This is a genomic window from Aliikangiella marina (genome assembly GCF_007004765.1).
In the GTDB taxonomy this organism is placed as follows: Bacteria; Pseudomonadota; Gammaproteobacteria; order Enterobacterales; family Kangiellaceae; genus Aliikangiella; species Aliikangiella marina.
The window spans coordinates 306,992-333,394 of record NZ_VIKR01000004.1 but is presented as its reverse complement, the minus strand read 5'-3'; the positions used below and the strand labels follow the sequence as shown (position 1 = coordinate 333,394).

At 42.6% G+C, this 26,403-nt stretch carries 28 protein-coding genes; 19 read left to right on the top strand and 9 right to left on the bottom strand.

Features of this window, described 5'->3' with window-relative positions; all coding sequences use genetic code 11:
* Positions 1 to 11: 11 nt before the first annotated feature.
* From rlmB to FLL45_RS16195, 9 genes are all read left to right on the top strand, one after another.
* Entirely contained in the window at positions 12 to 755 is a 744-nt protein-coding gene (gene rlmB, locus FLL45_RS16235; protein ID WP_142943148.1) for a 23S rRNA (guanosine(2251)-2'-O)-methyltransferase RlmB, read from the top strand.
* 33 nt (positions 756 to 788) lie between these two features.
* Positions 789 to 2,591: a DUF885 domain-containing protein gene (locus FLL45_RS16230; RefSeq protein ID WP_142943147.1), complete on the top strand. Its 1,803-nt coding sequence runs from the start codon at positions 789 to 791 to the stop codon at positions 2,589 to 2,591.
* A 45-nt stretch (positions 2,592 to 2,636) separates the two neighbouring features.
* On the top strand, positions 2,637 to 3,236 hold the full coding sequence (locus FLL45_RS16225) for a DUF1287 domain-containing protein (RefSeq protein ID WP_142943146.1): 600 nt from the start codon (positions 2,637 to 2,639) through the stop codon (positions 3,234 to 3,236).
* 188 nt (positions 3,237 to 3,424) lie between these two features.
* On the top strand, positions 3,425 to 5,197 hold the full coding sequence (gene aspS / locus FLL45_RS16220; RefSeq protein WP_142943145.1) for an aspartate--tRNA ligase: 1,773 nt from the start codon (positions 3,425 to 3,427) through the stop codon (positions 5,195 to 5,197).
* Positions 5,198 to 5,255: 58 nt separating this feature from the next.
* On the top strand, positions 5,256 to 5,999 hold the full coding sequence (locus tag FLL45_RS16215) for a YebC/PmpR family DNA-binding transcriptional regulator (RefSeq protein ID WP_142943144.1): 744 nt from the start codon (positions 5,256 to 5,258) through the stop codon (positions 5,997 to 5,999).
* Positions 6,000 to 6,150: 151 nt separating this feature from the next.
* The gene (gene ruvC / locus FLL45_RS16210) at positions 6,151 to 6,669 is read left to right on the top strand and encodes a crossover junction endodeoxyribonuclease RuvC (RefSeq protein ID WP_142943143.1); all 519 of its coding nucleotides are present in this window, start codon (positions 6,151 to 6,153) and stop codon (positions 6,667 to 6,669) included.
* A gap of 25 nt (positions 6,670 to 6,694) precedes the next feature.
* Positions 6,695 to 7,300, top strand: coding sequence for a Holliday junction branch migration protein RuvA (gene ruvA, locus FLL45_RS16205; protein ID WP_142943142.1), 606 nt, complete (start codon positions 6,695 to 6,697; stop codon positions 7,298 to 7,300).
* 9 nt (positions 7,301 to 7,309) lie between these two features.
* Complete coding sequence (locus FLL45_RS16200; protein WP_142943141.1) at positions 7,310 to 8,626, top strand: APC family permease; 1,317 nt, start codon at positions 7,310 to 7,312, stop codon at positions 8,624 to 8,626.
* 64 nt (positions 8,627 to 8,690) lie between these two features.
* On the top strand, positions 8,691 to 9,290 hold the full coding sequence (locus tag FLL45_RS16195; RefSeq protein WP_142943140.1) for an HD domain-containing protein: 600 nt from the start codon (positions 8,691 to 8,693) through the stop codon (positions 9,288 to 9,290).
* Positions 9,291 to 9,300: 10 nt separating this feature from the next.
* Here FLL45_RS16195 and FLL45_RS16190 read toward each other — a convergent pair whose 3' ends face one another.
* Positions 9,301 to 10,110: a substrate-binding periplasmic protein gene (locus tag FLL45_RS16190; protein WP_185964504.1), complete on the bottom strand. Its 810-nt coding sequence runs from the start codon at positions 10,108 to 10,110 to the stop codon at positions 9,301 to 9,303.
* 157 nt (positions 10,111 to 10,267) lie between these two features.
* Positions 10,268 to 11,083, bottom strand: coding sequence for a substrate-binding periplasmic protein (locus tag FLL45_RS16185; RefSeq protein ID WP_185964503.1), 816 nt, complete (start codon positions 11,081 to 11,083; stop codon positions 10,268 to 10,270).
* 158 nt (positions 11,084 to 11,241) lie between these two features.
* Here FLL45_RS16185 and FLL45_RS16180 point away from each other — a divergent pair, with 158 nt between their 5' ends.
* Complete coding sequence (locus tag FLL45_RS16180) at positions 11,242 to 11,766, top strand: DUF3293 domain-containing protein (RefSeq protein ID WP_142943137.1); 525 nt, start codon at positions 11,242 to 11,244, stop codon at positions 11,764 to 11,766.
* A 68-nt stretch (positions 11,767 to 11,834) separates the two neighbouring features.
* On the opposite strand, the gene FLL45_RS16175 is transcribed toward FLL45_RS16180, so the two are convergent.
* The 4 genes from FLL45_RS16175 to FLL45_RS16160 all read right to left on the bottom strand — a co-directional run bounded on the left by FLL45_RS16175 (position 11,835) and on the right by FLL45_RS16160 (position 15,097).
* Positions 11,835 to 12,356, bottom strand: a complete 522-nt coding sequence (locus tag FLL45_RS16175) for an aminoacyl-tRNA deacylase (protein WP_142943136.1) — start codon at positions 12,354 to 12,356, stop codon at positions 11,835 to 11,837.
* 227 nt (positions 12,357 to 12,583) lie between these two features.
* Positions 12,584 to 13,231 carry a hypothetical protein gene (locus FLL45_RS16170; RefSeq protein WP_142943135.1) on the bottom strand — a complete coding sequence of 216 codons (648 nt, stop codon included), beginning with the start codon at positions 13,229 to 13,231 and terminating at the stop codon, positions 12,584 to 12,586.
* Positions 13,232 to 13,406: 175 nt separating this feature from the next.
* Positions 13,407 to 14,501, bottom strand: coding sequence for an MJ1255/VC2487 family glycosyltransferase (locus tag FLL45_RS16165; RefSeq protein WP_142943134.1), 1,095 nt, complete (start codon positions 14,499 to 14,501; stop codon positions 13,407 to 13,409).
* A gap of 53 nt (positions 14,502 to 14,554) precedes the next feature.
* Positions 14,555 to 15,097, bottom strand: a complete 543-nt coding sequence (locus FLL45_RS16160) for a phosphatase PAP2 family protein (RefSeq protein ID WP_142943133.1) — start codon at positions 15,095 to 15,097, stop codon at positions 14,555 to 14,557.
* 262 nt (positions 15,098 to 15,359) lie between these two features.
* On the opposite strand from FLL45_RS16160, the gene FLL45_RS16155 reads away from it, so the two are divergent.
* The 6 genes from FLL45_RS16155 to FLL45_RS16130 all read left to right on the top strand — a co-directional run bounded on the left by FLL45_RS16155 (position 15,360) and on the right by FLL45_RS16130 (position 21,619).
* Complete coding sequence (locus FLL45_RS16155) at positions 15,360 to 16,262, top strand: recombination-associated protein RdgC (protein WP_142943132.1); 903 nt, start codon at positions 15,360 to 15,362, stop codon at positions 16,260 to 16,262.
* Positions 16,263 to 16,370: 108 nt separating this feature from the next.
* On the top strand, positions 16,371 to 16,820 hold the full coding sequence (locus FLL45_RS16150) for a YaiI/YqxD family protein (protein ID WP_142943131.1): 450 nt from the start codon (positions 16,371 to 16,373) through the stop codon (positions 16,818 to 16,820).
* Positions 16,821 to 16,974: 154 nt separating this feature from the next.
* Positions 16,975 to 18,675, top strand: a complete 1,701-nt coding sequence (locus FLL45_RS16145) for a DUF1800 domain-containing protein (RefSeq protein WP_142943130.1) — start codon at positions 16,975 to 16,977, stop codon at positions 18,673 to 18,675.
* Positions 18,676 to 18,680: 5 nt separating this feature from the next.
* Complete coding sequence (locus FLL45_RS16140) at positions 18,681 to 20,042, top strand: DUF1501 domain-containing protein (protein ID WP_142943129.1); 1,362 nt, start codon at positions 18,681 to 18,683, stop codon at positions 20,040 to 20,042.
* Between the two features lie 214 nt (positions 20,043 to 20,256).
* Positions 20,257 to 21,156, top strand: a complete 900-nt coding sequence (locus tag FLL45_RS16135) for a substrate-binding periplasmic protein (RefSeq protein WP_185964502.1) — start codon at positions 20,257 to 20,259, stop codon at positions 21,154 to 21,156.
* A gap of 130 nt (positions 21,157 to 21,286) precedes the next feature.
* Positions 21,287 to 21,619, top strand: a complete 333-nt coding sequence (locus FLL45_RS16130) for a PilZ domain-containing protein (protein ID WP_142943127.1) — start codon at positions 21,287 to 21,289, stop codon at positions 21,617 to 21,619.
* Between the two features lie 60 nt (positions 21,620 to 21,679).
* On the opposite strand, the gene FLL45_RS16125 is transcribed toward FLL45_RS16130, so the two are convergent.
* Entirely contained in the window at positions 21,680 to 22,468 is a 789-nt protein-coding gene (locus FLL45_RS16125; RefSeq protein WP_142943126.1) for a DUF4097 family beta strand repeat-containing protein, read from the bottom strand.
* A 210-nt stretch (positions 22,469 to 22,678) separates the two neighbouring features.
* Here FLL45_RS16125 and FLL45_RS16120 point away from each other — a divergent pair, with 210 nt between their 5' ends.
* The 3 genes from FLL45_RS16120 (at position 22,679) to FLL45_RS16110 (ending at position 25,363) form a co-directional block, all read left to right on the top strand.
* Positions 22,679 to 23,608, top strand: coding sequence for a 2-hydroxyacid dehydrogenase (locus tag FLL45_RS16120; protein WP_142943125.1), 930 nt, complete (start codon positions 22,679 to 22,681; stop codon positions 23,606 to 23,608).
* Positions 23,609 to 23,679: 71 nt separating this feature from the next.
* Positions 23,680 to 24,591: an AEC family transporter gene (locus FLL45_RS16115; protein WP_142943124.1), complete on the top strand. Its 912-nt coding sequence runs from the start codon at positions 23,680 to 23,682 to the stop codon at positions 24,589 to 24,591.
* A gap of 130 nt (positions 24,592 to 24,721) precedes the next feature.
* Positions 24,722 to 25,363: a helix-turn-helix transcriptional regulator gene (locus FLL45_RS16110; RefSeq protein ID WP_142943123.1), complete on the top strand. Its 642-nt coding sequence runs from the start codon at positions 24,722 to 24,724 to the stop codon at positions 25,361 to 25,363.
* 76 nt (positions 25,364 to 25,439) lie between these two features.
* Here FLL45_RS16110 and trxC read toward each other — a convergent pair whose 3' ends face one another.
* Together trxC and FLL45_RS16100 are read right to left on the bottom strand one after the other, a co-directional pair.
* Positions 25,440 to 25,898: a thioredoxin TrxC gene (gene trxC / locus FLL45_RS16105; RefSeq protein ID WP_142943122.1), complete on the bottom strand. Its 459-nt coding sequence runs from the start codon at positions 25,896 to 25,898 to the stop codon at positions 25,440 to 25,442.
* 36 nt (positions 25,899 to 25,934) lie between these two features.
* Complete coding sequence (locus FLL45_RS16100; protein WP_185964501.1) at positions 25,935 to 26,297, bottom strand: CoA-binding protein; 363 nt, start codon at positions 26,295 to 26,297, stop codon at positions 25,935 to 25,937.
* Between the last annotated feature and the right edge of the window lie 106 nt (positions 26,298 to 26,403).

Here is a 26,403-nt window from a genome sequence, read left to right as displayed (position 1 = left end):
GAAATGAACGAATGAGTCAATCTGAAAAAATATTTGGCATCCACGCGGTTGAGAGTTATCTCGCAAAATCACCGGAAAGAGTGAAACAGCTTTTTCTTCAGAAAAACCGCCATGATAAAAAGCTACAGCAAATTGAATTGCTGGCGAAAAACGCCGGACTCAATTTTCAACCGGTGGACAAACGAAAAATGGATGATTGGGTCAAAGGAAATCATCAAGGCGTCATTGCGGAAGTTCAAGTTTGTGATGCACAGCTCAATGAGAATCAATTGTTAGCGCTAGCGGAAGAGAAAAATGATTTATTATTATTAATTCTTGATGGGGTAACCGACCCGCATAATTTAGGCGCCTGTTTACGAACGGCAGATGCCGCAGGAGTCGATGCGTTGGTTGTACCGAAAGATCGTTCGGCATCGTTAACTGCGGTAGCAAGAAAGGTAGCCTGTGGCGCTGCCGAGCATGTTCCTCTCGTTAAGGTAACTAACCTGGCGCGCTTTTTGACGCAACTGCGTGAGCGAAATGTTTGGGTAACCGGAACTGCTGGTGAAGCAACCGAGGATATTTACCAAATAAAGTTTTCTGGGGCCAACGCTTTAGTCATGGGCGCGGAAGGTACTGGCATGCGGCGACTCACCAGAGAAAACTGTGATCAATTAATAAAAATACCAATGGCAGGAACAGTTTCAAGTTTAAATGTCTCTGTGGCAACAGGCGTGTGTTTATTTGAAATGATTCGACAAAAAGGGCTCGCCTAATCACACTAAAAATTTAAATCTCGGAGGAAAATAATGACCCTTCATTTATCGCTTGCTAAAGCTATTAAGTTCATTAGTTTTGTATTGATGTTCTGTTTGTTAGTCGCATGTCAACAAGACGAACATGCAAATAACCAAAGTCACCAATCAGACGATCCTGATCAAGCCTTTGAGGCCTTCAAAGAAACTTTCTTAGAACAGCTTTGGGAATTGTATCCGGGGTATGCGGTTTATGTCGGTTACTATAAACATGATAATAAGATGACCATTCCTGATGAGGCCAGTCGGCAAAAGGAGATGGCTTTTGCTGAGTCAATAATGACCCAGTTGAATGGTTTTGATCCTGCAAAGTTGTCACTGTCAAATGCCACTGATTTAGAGTTAATTAAAAACCAACTTGAGTCATCAAAATGGTATAGCGAGGTTTTTAAATCGAGAGAGTGGGATCCCTCTGATTATAACGTCGCAGGCCCTTTTGGCGTTATTTTAAATACCGAATACAAACCGCTCGAAGAGCGCTTGAGAGCAATATTTGAACGAATCGATAGTGTCCCTGCCTACTATCAAGCGGCAACAAAAAATATCAAAAACCCGACGTTAGAACACACTGAGTTAGCGATACAACAAAACAGCGGAGCAATCGGTTTGTTTGCAACCTCATTGCGAGAAACGGTTAGCGCTTCAAAACTCACTGATAAAGAAAAGGCAATGTTTCAACCAAAAATTGAAGCTGCTGTTGAAGCAATCCAAGCTTACATTGAATGGCTAGAAGAAAAAAAGCAGGTTTTAAGTGATGGTGGCGCCAGAGATTTTCGTATTGGCGCAGAACTCTATGAACAGAAATTCAAATACGACATAGTTTCTAACTTTTCGGCAAAAGCGTTGTATGAACATGCAATAGCAGCGAAATCTCGCCTCCACGAAGAAATGATTTTAGTTACTGAACAGCTCTGGCCAAAATATCTTTCAGAAACACCTATCCCCGAGAATAAACTGGTAGCGGTCAAACAAATGATTGACCATTTATCGGTTAAGCATGTCAAGCGCGAGGATTTTGTTGATGAGATTAGAAGACAAATTCCTGAATTGGAAAAATTTGTAAGCGAAAAAGATTTACTCGATCAAGATCCGACAAGGCCGCTTGTTGTTCGAGAAGCGCCTGAGTATCAACGGGGGATTGCTGGTGCTTCGATCAATGCGCCCGGTCCTTATGATGCGACTGCCAATACTTACTACAATGTGACCCCCTTGGACAACAATACTGAAGAACAAGCTGAGAGTTGGTTGCGAGAATACAATCATTGGATTTTACAGATTCTTAATATTCATGAAGCGGTTCCCGGACATTACACTCAACTAATGCATGCGAATAAATCGCCGAGTAAAATTAAATCGATCTTTGGAAATGGCGCGATGATTGAGGGCTGGGCGGTATACGCTGAAAAGATGATGATCGAAGCCGGATATGGCAATGGCGAGCCGGAAATGTTGCTAATGTACAACAAATGGCATTTACGAGCTGTGGTCAATACGATACTCGATTACAGTATTCAAGTTCTTGGAATGACTAAAGATCAAGCCATGAGTATGATGATCAACGAAGCATTTCAAGAACAAGCTGAAGCAGAAGGCAAGTGGCGCCGGGCAACCTTAACGCAAGTCCAGCTTACCAGTTATTACAATGGGTTTGCTGAAATATATGCGTTCAGAGAAGAGCTAAAGCAAAAAATGGGAGACAAATTTGATTTGAAAACTTTTCATAATCGCTTCTTGAGTTTCGGTAATGCGCCTGTCTCTGTCATCCGCAGTTTGATGCTTAAGGAGCTCGAGAAATAAATGTTTTCAGGTTAGTTTAGTTTCAAGGTGTCAGGATAAGTGGGAATGGTTCGTTTTTTATTGTTGGTTGTATTAGCGTCAGCGTATTCTAGTTGTGTTGCGTATGAGTCAACATCAGCCCAAAGCTGGTCGCAGCGATTGGTTGACGCCGCCCACAAGCGTTTACAGTCGAATGTCACTTATTCTGGCGCGTACTATGCGATTGAGTATCCCAATGGAGATGTTCCGGCTAACATTGGTGTTTGTACTGATGTTGTAATAAGGAGCTTTCGTGAATTAGGTGTAGATCTTCAACAGTTGGTGCATGAAGATATGAGTGCTCATTTTTCAAAATACCCTAACCTGTGGGGATTGAAGCGTCCTGATCCGAATATCGATCACCGCCGGGTGCCAAACTTACAGGTTTTTTTCGAGCGCAACGGAACTGTCAGAAATATCAGTAATGACCCGCGGGACTATCAACCGGGCGATATTGTAACCTGGATGTTGCCTGGTAATTTGCCCCATATTGGTATCGTGAGTAATAAAAAATCTCCTGACGGGGCGCGTTATCTGATTGTCCATAACATCGGCGCTGGTCCAAAGTTAGAGGATTTTTTATTCGATGCCCGAATTACTGGACATTATCAGTTTAAAAACAACTAGTTAACTCTACTCTCTTAAAGTGGTTCCCCGACGTAGAAGAAAAGTGACTTAGGATTGATTTTTCAGTGAGTTAGCATTGGGTTCTCAATAGCTAAAACCATCGACTTTACCCCTCGTATCCAGTAACATACGCGGTTTTTCTACTTCGCGGAATGCCGCGAAATCATTGAGTTTTTAAGGTTATAACTATGCGTAGCCATTATTGTGGTGATTTATTAGAAGTCGCAGCGGGCGAACAGGTGACCGTTGCTGGCTGGATCCATCAACAGCGTGATTTAGGTGGTCTTGCTTTCCTTCAAGTGCGCGATCGTAGCGGCATTATTCAGGTAGCTATTGATCCTGACCAAGAAGAACTTCTAAGCGTCGCCAAATCATTGCGCAACGAGTTTGTCGTAAGCGTTACTGGGAAAGTGCGTAATCGACCTGCGGATATGGTGAACAGCGAAATGGCAACTGGCTCTATTGAGGTTACCGCTGAAGTCATTACCATCCTCAATAAGTCGGCTCCTCCAGCGATATTGGTCAACGAACACGAAGAGGTCTCTGAAGAACTGCGACTGAAATATCGCTATTTGGATCTACGTCGTCCTGAAATGCAGCAAAAGTTATTGTTCCGTAACAAGGTTGCAAAAAAATTACGAGATTTTCTGGAAGCTGAAAATTTTGCTGATATCGAAACACCGATTTTGACAAAGGCGACGCCTGAAGGTGCCCGTGATTATTTGGTTCCCAGTAGAACCAATAAAGGTTCATTTTTTGCGCTTCCTCAATCGCCACAGCTGTTCAAACAATTGCTAATGATGAGTGGTTTCGACCGTTATTATCAAATTGTTCGCTGTTTTAGAGATGAAGATTTACGTGCCGATCGCCAACCAGAATTTACTCAACTGGATATCGAAACTTCGTTTATGGACGAAGAGGCAATTATGGGCATGATGGAGAAAATGATCCGGCAAGTGTTTACAGAGTGCCTAGATGTTGAACTGGGTGATTTCCCGAGAATGCCGTATGCAGAAGCAATGCGACGTTTTGGCAGCGATAAGCCTGACTTACGGGTAGCGATGGAGCTGGTCGACGTTGCTGATTTGCTCAAAGCAGTTGAATTTAAAGTATTTGCAGGGCCTGCCAATGATGACAAAGGACGAGTGGCTGTTATTTGTGTACCTGGCGGGGCTGAGCTGAGCCGCAAACAGATTGATCAATATGGTGAATATGTTGGTCGTTATGGAGCAAAAGGACTCGCATGGATTAAAGTCAATGAACCTGGCAAGGGTGTTGATGGGGTTCAATCGCCTATAGCAAAATTCCTTAATGATGAATTGATTGACCAGATTGTCGCGAGAAGTGGCGCTAACAGTGGTGATATTTTGTTATTTGGTGCTGATTCAAATCGAGTGGTCACTGACGCATTAGGCGCATTGCGATTAAAAGTCGCAGAAGATCGCGGGTTGGTAGAAGATAGCTGGAAACCACTTTGGGTCGTTGACTTTCCAATGTTCGAAGAAGATGGCGGTCAACTTCATGCTTTGCATCATCCGTTTACAGCACCTAAGGAAAATGATGCTGATAAACTACGCGCAGCACCAACGGCGACTCTCTCACGGGCTTATGATATGGTGCTAAACGGTTGCGAAATTGGCGGCGGTAGCGTGCGTATTCATGACCAAGCTATTCAAGCGGCGGTGTTTGATATTCTTGGAATTGAAAAACAAGAAGCGGAAGAAAAGTTTGGTTTCTTACTGGAAGCGTTGAAGTATGGTTGTCCTCCACACGGCGGTATCGCGTTTGGTTTGGATCGTTTAGTGATGTTAATGGTCGGTGCAGACTCGATCAGAGATGTAATCGCTTTTCCGAAGACCACGACTGCCAGTTGCCCTCTAACTTCGGCTCCTTCGAGAGTTTCAGAAGCACAGCTGGAAGAATTGGCTATCAAGTCAACAGCCGTTAAAGAAGAGCAGTAAGATTTCAGGTATCGATTACAAGTTATAAGCGTCAAATCAGAGAGGTTGGAGTGTAGAAATGGCAGGACATAGTAAATGGGCCAATATCAAACACCGAAAAGCAGCGCAAGATGCTAAACGCGGTAAGATCTTTACTAAAATCATTCGAGAGATTGTTGTCGCGGCAAAATCGGGTGGGCCGAATCCGGAAGACAACCCGAGCTTGCGGGCAGTAATCGATAAAGCGCTTGGTGCGAATATGAAGCGCGATACTATCGACAAAGCGATTGCGCGTGGTGCTGGCACGAGTGATGGTGATGATTACGAAAATTTGGTCTATGAAGGTTATGGCCCCGGTGGTGTGGCTATCTTGGTTGATTGCCTAACCGACAATAAAAACCGCACCGTTGCCGAAGTGCGTCATGCCTTTTCTAAAGCAGGTAGTGAGCTGGCGGCGTCCGGCTCAGTTGCCTATTTATTTGAGCGCAAGGGTCAAATGATATTCTCTGCAGATATTGATGAAGACACGCTGATGGAAGAGGCGCTAGAAGCCGGTGCAGAAGATATTCTGAATCACGAAGATGGCTCGTTTGAAGTTTTAACGGCTACTGAGGATTTTATGAATGTCAAAGAAGCATTGGCAGAAAAAGAACTCGTCCCAGAAGCGGGAGAAATTACCATGCTGCCTTCTACTCAAGCAGAACTTGATGTAGCGACCGCGGTTAAAGTGCTCAACTTGATTGAGCGACTTGATGATTTGGATGACACTCAAAATGTTTATAGTAATGCAGATATTCCTGCAGAGGCTTATGAGCAACTTTAAGCGCTAATTTGCTCAGGAGCGATATGGAGCTAACAGTAAGTTTCAACCCAATCGTCAACACACGCGAGGTGGAAGGTGAGTTTATATGCTCACCTTTTTTGTTTGTGATATATTGTTTTAAATAATTTCTGACGCAAGTATTTCAAGTTTTATGTCAATTATTCTCGGCATCGACCCTGGTTCACGAATTACTGGTTTTGGGGTGATTCGTATGAATGGCCGAAAAATTGAATATATCGCGAGCGGCTGTATTCGGGTTAAAGAAGGCATCTTGTCAGATCGATTAAATCAAATATTTGATTGTATTTCAGAGGTGGTTCAAGAGTACAAGCCGGATGAAGCGGCGATAGAGCAGGTGTTTATGTCAACGAACGCCGACTCAGCGCTAAAGTTAGGTCAAGCGCGCGGTTCAGCTATGGTTGCGATGGCGCAACACGCCTTGGTGGTAGCAGAATATTCGGCCCGTCAAATCAAACAGTCGGTAGTTGGAAATGGTGCTGCAGACAAGGGGCAGGTTCAACACATGGTGACGAGCTTACTGGGATTAAACAAAAAGCCTCAGGCTGATGCTGCCGATGGTCTTGCGGTAGCGATTTGTCACGGTCATGCGATGCAAAGCGCACTCTATCAAGCCGGTGCTAAAAAGGTTACCCGTGGCCGCCTGAGATAATCAAATAAATTAGTATGAGAAAAAAATGATAGGAAGACTCAACGGTATTCTTTTAGAAAAGCAACCTCCTTTTGTTCTAGTCGAAGTCGCAGGTGTTGGTTATGAATGCCAAGCACCGATGAATACAGTTTACAACTTACCTGAAGTGGGTGAAAAAGTTGTCTTGCACACTCACCTTTCTATTAGTGAAAACGCCCATACTTTGTTCGCGTTTTACTCGCTAGAAGAACGAACCTTGTTTCGTGAGTTAATCAAAGTCAATGGCGTTGGCCCTAAGCTCGCACTGGCGATTTTGTCAGGGATGAGTGCTATTGAATTTGTCCAACATGTTCATCACGGTGAGGTCGCTACTTTGGTTAAAATACCGGGGGTAGGTAAGAAAACCGCCGAAAGGTTAGTGGTCGAAATGAAAGATCGCCTCAAGGATTGGGAAGTTGAATTGCCTGCCCAAGCCAGCGGCTCTCAGTCGAGTAAATCAGTCGAAAGTAAAGGTAATGTCGAAGAAGCGATCAGTGGTCTCGTCGCGCTTGGATACAAACCGACCGACGCAAGTAAGGCAATCAGTCAACTAGAAGATGATTCACTTCCTTCAGCAACTTTAATCCGCTTGGCCTTAAAGCAAATGATTTAACGGCGAAATATGAGCCACGAACCTTCCCAGAAATTTACTGCCAAAACGGCGATCGCAGTAGTGGTTGCTAATATGATTGGTACGGGAGTTTTTACTAGTTTAGGTTTTCAGTTATTAGATATCCAGTCAGGCTTTGCATTGTTGATGCTTTGGGTCGTTGGAGGGATCACCGCTTTGTGTGGTGCGTTAACTTATGCTGAGTTAGGTGCTGCGTTGCCGAGGAGTGGCGGAGAATACAATTTTTTAACCCACAGTTATCATCCTATAGCGGGTTTTATTTCTGGCTGGGTATCTTCCACGATTGGTTTTGCTGCGCCGGTAGCATTAGCTGCGATTACATTTGGAGCCTACCTGTCTAGCGTATTCCCAATACTCTCTAAAACTTGGTTAGCGGTTACCTTAATAATATTGTTAACGGTCGTCCATGGTAGCACCCACCGAAAAAGTGCGGGGCTACAGTGGATTTTTACACTCATCAAACTGTTATTGATCGCTTTATTTTGTATAGCTGCAATCATCGTTGTCGAACAGCCACAACCGATCAGTTTCACACCGAGTGTTGACGATTTAGAGTCGGTACTGAGTGGTGCGTTTGCTGTTTCCTTAATTTATGTGAGTTACGCATACAACGGTTGGAATGCCGCGACTTATTTAAGTAGCGAACTTGAGGAGCCACAAAAATCACTCCCCCAAATATTACTGACTGGCACCGCGCTCGTTCTGGTTGCTTATGTGGCACTGAATTTTGTTTTTTTATACTCGACACCCATTTCGAGCATGCAAGGAAAAGTTGAAATCGGTTATGTGGTTGCTCAGTCATTATTTGGGGAAACTGGTGCTGCGATGACAGGCATTGTCATGTCACTATTGCTGATTTCAACAGTAAGCGCAATGACTATGGCTGGCCCAAGAGTATTGCATGTGATTGGAGAAGACTTCCCAATATTTAAATCGCTTGCCAAATTAAATAGGAGCGGTATTCCGCAGAGAGCGATATATTTTCAGTCGATGATCGCACTGATATTTGTTGTGACTTCTTCGTTTGAGTCGATTTTAGTTTTTTCCGGCTTCGCTTTAGCGTTGAACAATTTTTTTGCGGTGTTAGGGATTTTTATTTTGCGAATTCGACGCCCTGAACTATCAAGACCCTATAAAACTTGGCTTTTTCCGATACCGCCGATCGTGTTCTTAATACTCATTGGTTGGACACTATTATTTATACTAAAGCAGCGCCCGGAAGAAGCTTACATGAGTTTACTATTAATATTTTCTGGTGCAGTTTTTTATTGGGTTTCCGTAAAACTTGGCGATAAGTCCTCACAGTAGGCGACTTAGTTTGATTTGAGAAAACTCACCGTTTGTCACTTTCAAGTATGCAAGGATATAGTCTATGCCGGAAAATATAAGTGGAAATTTAGAGCGAGCAATTCAGTTCATTATTGAAATTGAGCAACTAAAAGATGTTCATCGTAAAACCCGCCCGGTGGGATTGGAGCGATACGAAAACTCCGCTGAGCACAGCTGGCATGTGTGTATTAGCGCTTTAATGCTAAAAGACTTCGCCGATGAACCGGTTGATATTTGCCGAGTGATCAAGATGTTGCTCATACATGACTTAGGCGAGATCGATGCCGGTGATACAATTATTTACCAGAGTGAAACAGAAGAAAACAAATTAGCAGAAAGAGCCGGCGTGGCAAGACTTCTCGCGTTTTTATCCGATCAACAAGCTAAAGACTATCTTGCTTTATGGGATGAGTTTGAAGCGGGTCAAACGATTGATGCCCAATATGCTAAAGCAATCGATAGAGTCCCGCCATTGCTGCATAATTTACACGGTAACCACCATAGTTGGGTGGAAAATAAAGTAACTGAGTCGCAAGTAATCGCCATCAATAGCCGGATAGGGAAGGCGAGCAAACCGATATGGCAACGCTTGCAACAGCAGATTTCGCAAGCATTCAGAACAGACCCTCAGTTGCAGAAATAATCGCTGAAGGCTACTTTATAAGCTCAGGGTTCATCCAGATAGTTTGGAAGACTGGTGTCGATTTCAGTTCACGCATTTTGCTATTGAACTGCTCGACTAGTGCCATTGAGGTAGACTTTTTGCTAAACATAAAGCTGACTTCGTAGCCAAAGGTTCTGATACCTAAACGCGTGAAGTCGTCAGAGAACAGACCGATACGTTTTCGATACGCGATGAGATAGGGATCTTCGACGGCAATGTCGACTTGGCCTTCTTTTAACATGGATAAAAGATCGGCGATTTCTTCGGCATAAGCAATATTTTTGCCGTAGTTCGGATCGTTCTCCCACGCTTTTATGTCGTCACTATATAGTTGGTTGGCGACAAGACCAAGTTTAGCGCCGGTTCTCATAATTTCGTCTACCGAAGGCTTGTCAAACAGTGCTTTTCTGCTTTTGGGAACCCAAAAAGAAAAGGTGTCTCGCCGGTAGGGATTAGAAAAATAGGCAAATCGACTGCGGAAATCGTCTTTGGTAGCGTTCGCGGTAAAATCAAGTTCACCTGACTCTATTTGTTGGATGATTTGGCTCCAAGGCAGTTTAATAAACTCAATCTTACAGCCAACAGCATCGGTAACCGCTTTAACCAATTCGATTTGTACACCGGTCAACTTTCCGGAGGTATCTACATATTGCAGCGGTGCCCAATCAGCCCACCCGTACTTGAGGATACATTTCTCAGATTGATTATCTGTTGCTTGAGCTGCCGATACTTGGAAAGTCATAACCAGCAGAAAAGTGTTAAGCCAAAAGAGCAAAACTGAATTTAAAACCTTATTCAATGAGCTTACGAGTGTCTGTCCAACTTGACTACGTATACTAGAGGAAACTCAGTATTTTTCAAGTTGTTGGCAATTTGGCATTTAGTTGGCGGATAAAATATTCGTTCGAATGCACCTTGTATAGAACCAAACGGAAAAGCGATTTTATTTCAACAACTTAGAATTTGTCGACCAACTCTGGATCCAACCAAATCGACTGAAAAACATTGCTATCTTTCAATTCTCGCATTTTTAAATTAAATCGGTTTACAAATTCTGCGGTAGTCGTTTTCTTGCTGAACATGAATCCCACTTCAGATCCCAAGAAGTCGATAGGAACCCGAGATAAATGCGAATCTATCTTCTCAACTCGCTTGCGGTAGGCCATAACAAAGGGATCTTCTATCATTGCGTCAATCTCACTGTTAATGAAGCTGGCTAATAGCGCATTATTAGTATCAAAAAGCGTTATATTTTGGCTAAAAGACGGGTCTGATTTTAACGACTCAACTAAAGGGCCATAGTACTGGTTTTTGATTAAACCAAGTTTAACTTTTGTTTGCTTGAATTCTGCCAGCGTATTACGACTATATAGGGCTTTATCTTCCCTTTTTACCCAAATTGAAAACAAGTCTTTTCGATAGGGTAGTGAAAAATAAGCATAAGATTTCCGTGCTGTTGTTACAGAGGCATTTGCGGTAAAATCGATGTCGCCGTTTTCAATACCATTAATCACCTCGTTCCATGATCGTTCAACTAAAGTAAGCTCGCAACCGAGGCTCTCGACAATCGCCTTGACGAATTCGATTTGAATACCTTTGACTTCTTGATTGTTATTGACGTACTGCAATGGTGGCCATTGATTCCAGCCGTATTTTAATTGGCAGTTTTGTGGCTGAGGACTATTAGCGGAAAAGGGTTTTCCGCTAGCAGAGGGACTTGGCAAAACGATTGCGAGGAAGCAGTAAAATAAAATACTAAATAATAGTCTCAAACCTGTTCCCGTGTTTTTCTCGTTCGCTATTTATGGTAGTAAACTCTCGATATTTTTCAAGTTTTACCCAGTTGATTTTAGGGATTGAGCTTGGCTAAACTAGCCTGCCATACATATAGCTTAATGGTTAAGCTTTGCGCGATTGCTAAGTTGAAATTTTGAATAAAAAAGATATCACATCGGCGTATGCTCAGGCTCGTTATGTCTTGCTCTGTGAGCAAGTCGATGATTTGCTCAAAAACAGTCTGAGGCGAGAAAATTGCTCGAGTAGCGAAGATGGCGCGGCAAGAAAGGGTTGTTCGAGCCCTAAAGAGAAAAACGTTACTGATATTGTCGAGTTTGTTTTCCGTGTGAATGGCCGATTTGAATTTTTGCGCGAGTTGATAGCATCATATCATGCTCGAAGTGCAGTTTTTATGACTGCCTGCAATCCTTCCAGTGTGATATTAAGCGAGCAGAAAAATTACCTGCGAACGGTTGAATTAGGCGACGAGATCCGGTCAAGGAACTATTGTTTCCTCTCTGGATATAGTACCGATGATCAGCAACATTGGCCCAGAGAAGAGAGTTTTCTGATTTTTGATGTCTCTATAGCGGCTGCATTCGAAATCGCTAACCAATTTGACCAGCTGGCATTTCTTGTCATCGATGAAGACGGGTTCGTTAAACTTCAGTTTGTTTAATTCTCTAAATCTAGCGCTTCATATTTCACTATATCGCTCCCTGGATCCAGGCAATGATATCCAGGCAATTATATCCAGTGCCAATTTTGATCTTTGAATCGGTGTTTATCACTAATTAAGTTTGAGGCTTTGTAACCAACCGAAATAATTCGAGCATCGCTAATATTCATAAAGTCGGCAGTTCGCATCTTAATCAATAAATTGTGAGTACCACCGTTAAAAGTAATCGAACTATTTTTGACGAGATCTTTCGCAATATAGACATCCATACCATAAAGCTTGCCAAAGGGCGGCATTGCGCCGACTTCACACTCAGGAAATCTTTCGGCAAATTGGTGCTCCGGAACAATCGTCAAGTCGGGCGTTTTTAACAACCTCGACAAATCGCTTTGTAACAAAATACAGTTAGCGGGAACAACAACCATTGACATGAGTTGGCCGGCTCCAATGATGATGGTCTTCGCAAGGTTCTTGCCTTTAATGTGTGCAGACTCAGCTGTCTCTTGAGCGGTAAAAGTTGTTGTATGGGGGACCAAAGTATAGTCAATTAATAATGAATCAAGATATTCGAAAGGGGTTAAGGTGTACATGATAAGCTCCTCATTCCGCGACACAACTATTCAGAGAAAAAATGTCTAGGAAGATTTATCTTATACTACCCGCGCCCTTAATTCCGAACATTTGCAGTCTTTTCACCTTTTGATAACAACTTAGTTGTTTAGCTTGCACTTTTATTGCTGTTAGTTATTTATTATCGCGAGTGCTGAAAGTTTATGCTGAGTTAATCGGTAAGTTTCTGAGTCAACGGCAGTCTAATTTATGTCTTTGGTTCCGAAACTTTCTCAGTATTCGGTGAGAGCGCATTAATGTTTTCCACATTAATGACTTCCGCTCGCTTAAGTCCGGGGTCGTAAAAGATTAAATAGTTAGTCGTTGAACCTAGTAATACGACACTTCTACTATCGGGATTATCTCCGACTTGCAGTAGCATGGTATTGGTACTTTCTTGTTTAATGTTTTCCACACGGTGGTCGGCAAGAATTTGGATCATAAATAAAAGCACATAGATAAGAAAAAATGTAATGAATCCATAAACAGTAATGTTGCTTTTAGGCATATAGAGTAGATAGTAACGCGCCTTATTCCAAACCGTCTTTTTTTGTCGCTCTAATCGTTTATGGAGTCTTGCGCTGGTCCTAAACATCCAGTCATAGCACCCAGTCAAAGCCAATGTCACCAGAAACATAACGATAATCATTGGCTCTCTAATCCCCGCGATTATGATATCACTGAAGTCGACTAGTTTGAGAATAGGGACATCGAACGCATCGTAGTAGTAGTAATAATAAGTGACCCCAATGAGCGTGAGAAAAAAATAGGAAGCAATCAAGGCCAGTCCGGGGTGAGAGCGAAAAAGTTGCAATGTGTCTTTGGTATAATTGGTGCTTGCTATTTTATTAGCCATCTTGGTCGTTCGGTTGTGGAAAAACCTAAAGATAACACTTTATTCTTGATAAATAAAAAAGCCCGATACTATTCGGGCATCGACTAAAGTGCTTAACCTTAACAAGTGCTATTTGTTTGTTGGCTCTAGTTGTTAACCGTTCAAGATATTGAAAATCGTGGCAGATAGTGACTCGCTAGGTGTAGTTTAGCTGCGTACTGCCTTGTTTTTCTATATGCGTTGAGTCTTCAGTTTGAAAGTTAGTTAATGTTTTGGTTTGCTCCCAAAGTTTTTTGCTTAAGCTTTCGAGTGATTCTCTTTCTGAATTGACTAGCCATTTCGCCACTTCTAAGGCGACGTTGGGATATTGAATTGCGGGTCTGGGAGGTTCTTGAAGCCATTGCTCTAGTGTCCTGTTCGTATATTTGTCGATTATGGTCGCACGTTTAATCTTATCTAATGCTAACGCGTTGGAGGTTTGCTCCATTTGACCGCCAAGCGGCTTGATTAAAAGTTTTTGACCAACTTGAAGTGCTTCGCTGGGTAGTTCGAAGCCCGCGCTGGTGATTACGCCAGCGCAATGAGATTGCTTTTCTTGAAAGTGGCTGCGCGAAAATGGATAAAGATTAATATGTTTGTATCCAGAGTCGTCGTCGCAGCCATGAAAGACGTGGAATCGGTAATTGCCAAATGGCGCAAACCAATCAATTAACTCTTCTTTGGTGCTAAAAGGGCAGTAAACTAGCACATCTCTAAGCGATAGTGCCTTTCTCTCAGGTGCGTCATCAATGATCGGCGGTAATAAGTGCTGTCCAAAATCACTCCAATGAAGCCCGATTGGTAAGTCGACGGGGGCAAAATGCCTGAGAACAAATTTTGCGAGGATATTCTCGCCTGCCATCGGAATGTCTTTTTGAAAAGCCATTTGATGAGAAAGGCCGATAGTTTTCACTTTTGCGCGCTTGGCCGCCCAAGCAATAACGGGTTCGAAGTCATTGATAACCAGATCATAACCAGTAAAGTCAAAACGGAATACATCACGAAGAAACTTAAAAAGATTATTTTTAAAAGCAGTTTGAACATATTGTATTTTTCCGTGTTTTATCGCATAAGTTAAGCCAGAAAAAACGCGAAAATCACCAAAGTCTTGCATGTCAAATAATTCATCCTTTGGGCGACCGGTAAATACCCAGTCAACATCGACATTCAAAGAGCGTAATGCTTTCGCCATGATTCGTGCACGAGTGATGTGTCCGTTTCCAGTGCCTTGAACTGCATATAATATTTTCATTAATTAATATCTTTATTTATTTTCAACTAATTGAATAGTTAGCCCGAAAAATTTTAGAAAATGCTGAGTAGACTTAAGAGTTCGACCGAGAGTAAGCTGCATAAAATGCCGAGTAGTAGCCCTGCCAGAATATCACCCGGAAAGTGAACACCAAGTAAAACTCGAGAAGCGCCAATGAGGATTGCCCAAATAATTGCAGCAATGCTGAATAGCGGGAAAAAAATAATAATTTGAGTTGCCATTACAAACGCTGCGGCAGTGTGTCCCGAAGGAAAGCTAAATTGGTCCGACGGTTTTATTTTAGCTTCAAACGAAGCGATAAAATCTTGTGGTCGATTTCGTTTGAACTTCTTTTTCAAAAGAATATAAAGTGGTACCTGCATAGCATAGGCCAGCAAACATGCATATAAGAACATCAAGTTAGTATTGAAATTCTGAATCAATGCGATTGCAGCAATGATAGGGTAGCACCATCCATCTCCCGATGTAGAGATTGCTTTGACAACCGGTACATGCTGTTTCTTACAGAGCTTTTTTTGAACCCATAAAAATGCATCCGTGTCAGCTTGTTGAAATTGTGTTTTTAAAATCCCCATCGGCTCACCCTCTTATATGGTTTCACCACTTGTACTCAACTTGAATAATTCTCCCTCGCTTACAAGAATGATCTTAGGAATAATTTGTGACTAATAAATGACCAGATTATTAAGCTTCGATGACATTACTCTTCAATTTCAGTGACTAACTTATTGATTTATTGAGATAAAAATGGCTGTCTAAATACCTTTGGCTTTACATTTTATATTCCGCGATAATAGCCGGCCTTGTAGTTAAAATGACTGATGATGAAATTCTTTTATGTGGTTTAAAAATATACATCTTTATCGGCTTACTAAGCCTTTTGAATACTCCCCTGAGTCTCTCGCAGAAAAACTCGATGAAAAACGTTTTCAACCGTGTGGTAGACAGTCGGAAGAAAGCGTCGGTTGGGTCTCACCCATTCATCGTTCGAGAGACTATTTGGTTCATGCGGCTGGTGGTTGTATTTTGTTTTGTATGCGTCGTGAGCAAAAAGTGATTCCCGCAAGTGCAGTCAAAGAAGCATTAGAAGAACGAGTCGCTATTATCGAGGAAGATACAGGCCGCAAAGTTTACTCAAAAGAGAAACAGTCTTTAAAAGAAGATATATTGAGTCAAATGATGCCTCAAGCTTTTGTCCGCTCGACTCATATTTGGGCTTATATTGATACTAAAAATGATTATTTAGTGATTAATGCCGCCAGTGACAAGATTGCCGATCTTGTTTTTGAGCTTTTGGTTGAAACCATTGGTTCATTTGGATCGGTTAAATTGATTGGCGATGAGAATCCTGCAGGTGTTCTAAACCATTGGGTAACTGATGGATTACCTGAAGGCTGGGAGTTTACTGGCGATTACGAGCTTAAAGATTTACTGGATGAAAGAGTCGCTAAATTTAAAGACAATGAAGCAGAAAATGTGGTTCTTGGGGATTTGCTCGAAGATGGATACTCTGTTAATAAACTCGGCTTTCGCTACAAAGGACATTTTAAGGGGATTTTGCAGCCTGATTTAACCGTTAAATCAATGAAGTTCACAGACGAACTGCTCGCAGAAAATGATGATGTTGATGGTGAAGATGAGTTGGTTAAATTTGACGCCGATTTTGCACTCATGACTAGTACCTTAGCGACCTTTATCGCAGAGATTATTGATTTATTTAATGTTAATACCGACGGTTAAAATAAAATGACAGAATGCAATCGACTAAACTGAAGCATCAAGTTGAAAAGCTTAGTATTGCACTTATAGAATGATTAAATTAACACGATGGAATCAGAGAAAAATACTGTGAAAATTTGGGTTGATGCGGATGCGTGTCCGGTTGTAATCAAAGAGATTTTATTTAAAGCGGCAAAACGCACTGGCGTAGAGGTTACTTTTATTGCTAATCAACCAATAAAGGTCCCTTCAATCCCAAGTGTTAGCGCATTGCAGGTACCATCGGGTTTTGATATTGCAGATAATGAAATTGTAAAACGTTGTCAAAAAGGTGATTTGGTGATAACCAGTGATATACCCTTGGCGGCGGAAATTATCGATAAACAAGCGAGTGCACTAAGCCCGCGAGGTGAGCGCTTCACGCCTGATAATGTTCGAGCAAGGCTCAATATGCGTGATTTTATGGATACCATGAGAGCGAGTGGTATTCAATCTGGAGGTCCACCACCATTAAGTCAAAGTGACCGTCAGCTTTTTGCAAATCATCTTGATAGATTCCTCACAAAAAACCTCAGCTAATAATAATTTGAGATCAGAGTAAACCAACTCTACAGAACTGCCACAAACAGAGAAATACACTTTCTATCTCATGCTTTCGGCGAAAAGCAATAGAGGAGAGTATCCTACTTTTCTGACGGTTGGAAAAGTTTGCTAGCATAGGAGGAGTTGTTTTATGTTGGGGTTAGGCAGTTGGTCAAGGTCGGGGATTATTCCAGTATTAATCGTAATGTCTATAGCTGCCTGCGGTGGTGGCGGCGATGGGACTGTCCAAACTGAACCGCCGCCTAATCCAGAGCCGCCGGCAAGAGTTATTGATACACAAGCGAAGGCTCATGCGTTTTTGCAACGGGCGACTTTCGGGCCAACTCGAGAGGACATCGAGCTATTAATGACGCTCGATGCGACAAGTTGGATTGATGATCAGTTTAGTCGTGAACCCAGTAATCATCTTGAACGTCTCAATCAAATCTATATTGATGAAAATATATTTAACAAAGTATTAGATGATGTTCCGTTGCGTGCGCTTCGATTCACCGATAATTGGTGGCACTTTGCGGTTTATGGTCAAGACCAATTGCGTCAGCGGGTCGCCTATGCTTTAAGCCAAATATTTGTTGTTTCGCTTTCTCAGGACAGTGAGTTTGATAAGTTTCGAGGTTTTGCTAATTATCAGGATATGTTGGCCAGAAATGCTTTTGGTAATTTTAGAACATTACTGCAAGAGGTGACCTTAAGTCCAATCATGGGCGACTATCTCAGCATGCGTCGCAATGAAAAGCCGGCTCAAGCGTTTAATATTCGCCCTGATGAGAACTATGCGCGTGAACTACTTCAGCTATTTTCAATCGGCCTTCATCAACTTAACATCGATGGAACGGTTAAACGGGATAATGATGGACAATTAATCCCGACTTATGATCAATCGGTGATAGAGGGATTTGCTCACGTTTTTACAGGATGGAATTATGGAGATGCCGTAGTACTGCGCTCTGACTCTATCAGTATGCAAAGTGAAATTTTACCCATGAGAGCCTTCGAAAATTTTCATGATACTGGCGAGAAGGTGCTGTTAGATGGTCAAATTTTACCAGCGGGACAATCGGCACTGGTCGATCTGGAGCAAGCTTTAGATGTCGTTTTCAACCATCCCAACGTTGGTCCATTTATTAGCAAGCAGTTAATTCAACGATTAGTCACAAGCAACCCCTCTCCAGCATATATCGCTCGCGTCGCCAGTCAATTTAACGATAATGGGCAAGGTGTTCGTGGCGATATGAGAGCGGTAATTAAAGCGATTTTATTGGATGAGGAGGCGTTAGCAGGGGAGGCAACTGAGTCGATTGAGTTTGGTAAATTAAAAGAACCAATTCTCAGGTTAACTCAGCTATTTAGAGCATTTGACGCCCAAGGCGCTGATGGTAAGTTGCGCTTTGCCGACTTCAATAGCTTGGGTCAATTTCCCTATTATTCTCGTTCCGTTTTTAATTTCTATCGACCCGACTATGCGCCACCTGGAGAGTTTACCAATGCAAATCTCGTTGCTCCGGAAATCCAAATTCTTACTGAGAACACCATTACCCAAACGACTAACCGAATCCTCGAGTTGATCTATGAGGTGGATGTCGGTATCGACGCTTTATCGGGCAGGCACACAATTAACTTTGACTTCAGTGAGGAGTATCAGTTGGCTGATGATGGTGAAGCACTGACGAACCATTTGAATGAAAAACTGATGGGAGGGACCTTGTCTGAAACAATGGCTCAGTCTATCTCAAACTATATTAATGAGATTCCCACCGCACAAGCGGAGTCAAGAGTTAGAGAAGCGATCTTTTTTATCGCGAGTTCTCCTCAGTTTGCGGTTCAGAGGTAATTGATATGAAAAAAATAAATCGAAGACAATTTTGTCAAAGGCTGATGATGTCAAGTTTAGCTGGCACGAGTATTTATGGCACGCTAGGCTCACTATCTGTGGCGAACGCATTTACTCGCCAACAAAATTTTGATGATTACAAAGCGTTAGTCTGTATATTTTTAGCCGGCGGAAATGATGCTTTTAACATGCTAATGCCCCGCAGCTCACAAGCCTATAACGTCTATGCACAAGCGAGACAGTCGTTGGCAATACCGCAACAAGATATGTTACCAATCAATCCATTAACATCCGATGGGACCGAGTATGGTGTACATCCAAGTATGAGTGGTGTTCAATCATTGTTTGAATCAGGTGATTTGAGTTTTATTGCTAATCTAGGCGCGCTTATCCAACCAGTGACTCGTGACGAGTTTTTAAACAACTCAGCAGTCACTCCGCCCCAGTTATTCTCGCACAGTGATCAACAAGATTTTTGGAAAAGTTTGCAGTTACCCAGTAACCAAAGAACCGGGTGGGCCGGACGGGTAAGTGACTTGATTATGGATACTGACGCCATGCTACCACTCAATATATCTTTGAGCGGTACCGACCTGTTTCAACGCGGCATTAGCAGTTCTGCTTATGGGCTAAGCCCTGGCGGCGTGAGTCGCTTATACGCGATTGATGATGGTAACCCTGACACGGTTAGGCGCTCTCAAGTGTTTAATGATTTACTGAATGAAAACCATCAAAGCCTTTTTGCACGAGCTTTCAGTGGGGTCCAACGCAACTCGATGAATCTTGCTGGGGTCATCGAATCTGGGCTTGAAAACTCAACAGTCAATGCCCCGTTTGTAGCTGATCCGCTCGGCCTGAGTTTACGAATGGTTGCAAGAATGATTAACGCGAGAGAGACGTTCGGTAACAAGCGGCAAGTATTTTATGTGGTTACTGGTGGTTTTGACACTCACGGATTACAAGCGATTGAACAACCTCAGTTACTTTCTTCTTTAAGTCAAAATTTAAAAGCATTTAACGATGCTTTGAGTGAAATTGGTATAACCAATGAAGTGACAACGTTTACGAATTCAGAATTTGGACGGACTCTAACAAGTAATGGCGATGGAACCGATCATGGTTGGGGGGGACACTCAATGGTCATGGGAGGTGCGGTTAATGGCAGAAATATTTTTGGAACCATGCCTGACTTAAGTTTAAATGGTCCAGATGACACCATTGGCGGTAGAATAATCCCCACTACTTCAGTGGACGAGTATGGCGCAACGCTATTTAAATGGTTTGGACTGAGTGACGGTGAGTTAGACTTGGTCTTTCCAAACCTGCATAACTTTTCCAATCGAGATTTGGGATTTTTAGCCAGTTGAGAAGGTGAGTGGCTTATGAAGGAGTAACTTTAGATTCGATTGCCCATACCGCTTGTTACGCGGCGTAAATTTCGGAATCTATATTACGGGCGCTGTTTTCACGCAAAAGTCGAACGAATTAAGCGCTAAGCCTAGCGTCCTTGTCTATACTTAGACGATGGTACAACAACGCCCCACAAAACTTTCGCGCCAATCCTTGAGGTTTTTGGCGCTCTTGCTCATCTTTTGCTGGTCTGGGATTACTCATAGTACCGCTTTTGAATCTGCGGTTGGCATTGACTCTATGGCTCCAGTGGATTCTATGGTTTCTCCTGGGTTTTCAATCCCCCCTAGTTCAACAGTCCTTCCTGGCTCTATTGTTTCTCTCGGCGCTGTTGTTTTATTGGGCGCTCAATCTTCGATAGATTCCGAGCCCAAAGACTCTCTGAATCTCAGTAGTCGTGAAAATCCCGATTCAGCCATACAGGTCGGGTTTCATCGTTCGGTACCTGCTGCCCTTGATCGCGGAGAAATTCGTTGGACCGGTTTCTATGGCACAATCTATCAATGTTTATTCGAAAATATGCAAGGTAACTTCTCGAGTAACGATATGAGCTTCCAGAATTTGCCTGTCAGACGGATGACGAAAATGCTTGAAAGCGGCAAGTTAGATGTTGGTATATTACTGGCACGAACTGATGTCAGAGACGAGCACTCAACCTTTATTGGTCCTTTCATTGAGCATCCATACATACTGCTGACCAAAAAAGATACTCCAATAAAAGCCAATGAGGATTGGTCTCAGTGGACGCTTGGAACTGTGTATGGCACGAACTTTCATCATTTGTTGAGTAACTTTACTAAAGCAAAAATTGAAACAGCATCAAGTTGGGACTCGATTACCGGTATGTTGCTTAGAAACCGCGTTGAAGGCGTTGTTATTGCTCGAGAAATCGTTGAGAAAAACATTTCACCGCAACTACTTATAGGCCTTAAACGAACTGAACTGGTTAACTTACCGTCGATGAAAATTGGACTTTATGTCAGTAACTTATCGCCGCAAAAAAATAAACTAACGAGTGAGTTTTACCGAGCGATAGATGAGTGTCATTCACTTTTTTTGATTAAAAAATAGTGGCCGTAGTAACGGATGGTTCCTGTTTTTGTTAGTGCGTGTAAGGTTTAAATTCCTTTCGCAAACGGCCGAAATTCTAACTACACTAAAAATATAAGAGTGAACCAATTTAAAAAGTAAGGAAAATATTATGCAAGAGAGACGTGCCCACCCGCGCGAAATTCAAGAAGAGCGAGTCAAAGTTGATGTGGTGTCACAAGAATCGCCCAAAGAAAGCATCAGCTATGACTGTTTCTCAAGGGATTTTTCTCGAAGTGGTGTGCGAATACACGGTAGTCAAAGTTTCAATTTAGGTACAGTGGTAAGCTTAGTCATTCATATGAGTGAAATAGACCGAGATTTCAGTATGGCTGGAACCATTAAATGGATTACAGAAACAACCGAGCACGAAATATTGGCGGGTATCGAGTTTAATGACTCACGTTCTGCCGACTTGAGTGACTGGCAAGGACTATTCGAGTAAAACATCCCTCAAGAATGTCATTTGATTCTCGAGGGATATTGCGTGTCAGTATGGCCGAGCCTAATTTGATTTAACGTAGATTCTGCCGTTGACATTCTCTAAGTCAATAGTGACCTTGCCAGAACCGATCTTACCGCGCATTTCACTACCGACCCATTTGTGTTTAATAACGTTTAACCCAAAGTCGTTGCGGATTTTGCCACTGACCGTATCCGCATCAATCGTTGCATCGGCATCGGCTGGTAAATACAGCTCGATATCGCCGTTAACTGATTCAAGATCGATTTTTTTAGCGTTATCGAGGCTACTGAAGCGAATTTCCATGTCGCCATTGACCATATCAACACGGGTAGTCGAGGTATTGCCATCAGATTTTAGGGCGCCGTTCACTAGCTCTGCGTCTAATTCTCCACTGACACCTTTAACAATCAAGTCGCCATTAACTAAACTTATCGAGTCCAAATTTACCGCATTAGGTACCGAAAGATCATAGGTCACTTCGGAACGGTTGTTATTCCATCGACGCTCATTATTTTTAGCGTATTTAGTCGCGATTCTTAAATAGTCGCTGCTCTCATCGATATCAATGGTTATTCGGTCTCTGACTTCTTGGCTAGATGCTGAAATTGTCGCAGTCATGGTCACTTGTAAGCAGTCACAGGCTTTAATTGTGACGTCACCATTAATGTTAGAAAGTTTAATCGTTCCATCACTATCGAAGTTTAAAGTCTTTTCGATGGTATCTGTGACATCGGCGGTTGCATTTGCTGATAAGCCGAGCGTCATCGTCAAGGCTGTGATTTTAAACAATTGACCCAACGAAGTTTTTAACGTTTTTAAGTTTTCCATTTTTATTCCCCAATCTGACCTAGGTTGACTATTGATTTATTGGTTATGACGCGAGGCTTTGGCGTTTAGTTGACAGAATATTCCAAGAGAATGTAAACAAATGTTATCGAGAATTAACCAATGAATTATCGGCTAAAGCTGCTAAAATAATGAAAAATCAATGAGATAGATAAAATTCGTTGCCCTATAGTTAGTTATAGTTAGTCGATCATGACCATTGCCATTATTAGCCAAAATAAACAGCTCCAACCATGGAGGGACGCACTCCTTGCTATCGAACCTCAGTTAGATATTCGGTTGTGGCCGGATATAGGCAATCCTGAAGACATCCAATTTGCGTTGGTGTGGAATCATCCTGCGGGGTGCTTCGTACCGATGAAGCGTCTTAAAACGATTTCCTCAATGGGAGCGGGGGTTGATGGTTTGCTCGCTGACAAGCATATTTCCGATGAATGCCAGATTGTAAGACTTGTTGATCCTGGATTGGCATCGACAATGTCGGAGTATTTATTGGCCGTGGTGAGTGCTCACCGCCAGCATTTGGGGTTTTATCGAACTCAACAATTAAAACAACGCTGGTCGCCTAAAGTACCCATACCCAAGCATGAGTTAACGGTTGGCATTATGGGGCTTGGTCAAATCGGAAAAGCCGTGGCGACTGACTTCGCCGACTCGGGCTTTGTGGTTAGCGGTTGGTCAAATTCGCCTAAATCGCTAAATGGAGTTAGTTGTTTTTTCGGCAATGAGCAGTTAAGCCAACTCCTCACAAACTCGAAGGCTTTGATCAATTTGTTACCCTTGACTTCCAAGACGAGAGGGATAATTGACCAAACTTTATTAGGACAACTTCCTCATGGCGCTCTGTTAATTAATGTCGGACGGGGTGCCCATGTAAACGACGAGGGGCTTTTATCCGCGCTATCAACGGGGCAGCTATCCGCAGCATTTCTCGACGTGTTTAATCAAGAACCATTGGATAAAACGCACCCATTTTGGCACCAAGAGAATCTTTATATGACGCCTCATGTCTCAAGTTTGACTGAACCTAAGGCGGTGGCACCGCAAATAATTGAAAACTATCAGCGAACGATCAGTGAGCAACCTTTGGTTAATCTCGTTGATAAAAAGGCGGGATATTAGCTTGATAACTTTCATCAAAATGCATTTTCATCTGTTTATTCATTTCAACTTTAACTAAGAGTAATCGTCGGTTGGAAAATTTCGTTTTAATCGCTATTTTTTTAGCGTCTGGGGCTTTCGCAAAATATAAAGGTTGGGTTCGCGATAGTGCGTCGCTTAGGCTTAATCAGTTCGTCATATTTATCTGTTTACCGGCCATCATTCTATTAAAAATCCCCCAACTAACTTTAGATACCAATCTGCTATTACCGGTAATTGTCCCTTGGGGTGTTTTACTCATTGCTTCACTACTTATAATCTCAGTAGCAACTTTGTTCAACTGGAGTAGGGAGGTGACTGGTTGCTTACTAATGGTTACCTGCTTTGGTAACACTTCGTTTTTTGGTTTTCCGATGGTCAGCGCTTTCTGGGGGGAGGAGGGACTGCCTTACGCGGTAATCTATGATGTTTTGGGCTCGTTTTTGAGTTTAGCGTTGGTCGGTAACATCTTTTTAGCGATATACTCAGGTGGCGAGCGCTTCAGTTGGATCGCTGCCGTAAAGCGATTACTCACTTTCCCACCGTTCATCGCGATTTTGATCGCCTTCGCGATCGGCGACCTAGAGTATCCTCAAACACTTAAGAATGGCCTGTCATTAATCGGTCAGTTACTGATTCCGTCAACCATGTTTTTAGTCGGAATGCATTTGTCACTAAAAATTGAAGCACGCTATATTAAGCCACTACAAATTGCCTTAGCGCTAAAATTAATCCTCTTACCCTTGAGCGCTTTGTTACTATTAAGTGGATTACTTTCCACCGACCTAAAAGATTCGCTAATTTTTCAAGTCACTATTTTTGAAGCAGCGATGCCACCAATGGTTACCGCGAGTGTTATGGCGATTCATGCTCGTTTGGCACCTCAACTCGCCGCTGCTTGTGTTGGAATCGGCCTGTTTACTTCGTGCGCTACGTTACCGTTATGGTATTGGCTCCTGAGCTAGTCAACACAAAGTCCGCATTTAGTGAATTTATTTTGGCTTGGCGTAATAGTGTCGTATACAAGGATCGTTTTTTACCGCATATTAAGGGGTATAACAAAAGCAATCGAAGCATTAAAAAAGGATGAGGTTAATGAACATCAACTCAAGTGGCTTAAACCAAACAAACTTGGCTCACACAAAACTTAACGTCGAAAAAATAAAAGCACTGAGGCAAGAACGTATTTGGAGTCAAAATCATTTGGCAGAGGTCGCTGGGTTAAGTTTAAGAACGATTCAACGAATTGAGTCATCTGGTAATGCGTCTCGCGAGTCGATGAAAGCCTTAGCTGCGGTATATGAGTTACCTGTCGAAGATTTGTTAGTCTGCTCGCGTTCTGAAAAGTCGTGGAGAAATGTTATTGTCGCGACGGTTTCAAGTTTTATAGCGGTGGTCAGCGCGCTTTTCTTATTACCTGCTTCGGCGGAGAGTATTTTATTGGATGCAGTAATTTACGATGAGCAGCGTTCGTTAGCGAATGTCCAGCTGTTAAACGAAACGGGAAAAGAGAGCGAATTAGCGATTGATGGCAAGCTCTCGGTTATCTTGAGATTGACTAAAGTGTCTGATGGTCAGGTTAGAATATCATCGCAAATCTATGATCTCAGTGGTGACTCACCTGATTTAATCGCGCAACCAGAATTACTCACCAACAACAAAACACAAGCCGAAATGAAATGGGGAAAATACACTATCAGTCTCACCCCTCATCTCAATTCGGCTTCTGATCAATAGCTTGCCAGTGATCGGGTTATTTATCGCCAATGCTAACTCATTTGGTTTTTTGTCTGGCTGATTAAATCGCTTTGATTTAGTTACCTTGAGTGAGTTGCTCAACGACCCATTGCTGGAGCTGAGGCAACGGTAATGCGCCTGACATTCGAGCAACCTCTCGGCCATCTCTAAATAACGCAAGCGTAGGAATTGAGCGAATATTAAAGTCCATAGCGGCTTGTTGGTGAGTTTCGGTATTCACCTTGAGCAATCGCATTTGATTGCCGACTGCGGTTGCAAACTGGTTAAAGACCGGCGCGAAATTTTGACAAGGCCCACACCAGGGGGCCCAGAAGTCGACCAGTACCGGAACCCCAGAATTGTCGATATGTCGAATCAGTCCATTTGCATCGGTTTCGATGGGTTTTTGATTAAACAGCGGTTGTTTGCAGCTCGCGCAGATTGGCATGTCGTCGAGTCGAGTTACTGGAAATTGATTGATAGTATTGCAATGAGCGCATACTAAGCGGATTTTTTGTTGTGTTGCTTCAGTCATAATTGAACTCTGCTTTAAACTCTGTTTTAAATGTGTTTAGTAACGACCTGAATCTAGCATCACCAAAGTACAATCCGTGATTACCGCTATCCCCGCACTTTTGACCTTATCGATAGCCATGACTGATTCGGTCCCAGGATTAAAGATGACTCGCCTGGGAGCTAATGCGATGATTTTGTCAACTTCTTGCTCTATTAGAGTGGGATTAACATAAATCGTTACAGTGTCTGGATGAGTCTCGACTGCCTCGAGTGATGTAACACAAGTGACTCCATGGATATTGCCGCCTTTGGGTGATACAGGAATCACCGGATGGTTTAAGGCGATCAGTTTGCTGATGGCGCGGTTAGAAAATCGCGCGGTATTTTGGCTCGCTCCGAGCACAACGGTTGTCGCCATAATCATTTAATTCTTTAACGTAAAGATTGACACAGCCTAATCCGCCTCAGAATGAATTGCTAATTTAAATATCCAATAATTTGTTTATCGCTCAGCGGCATATTGC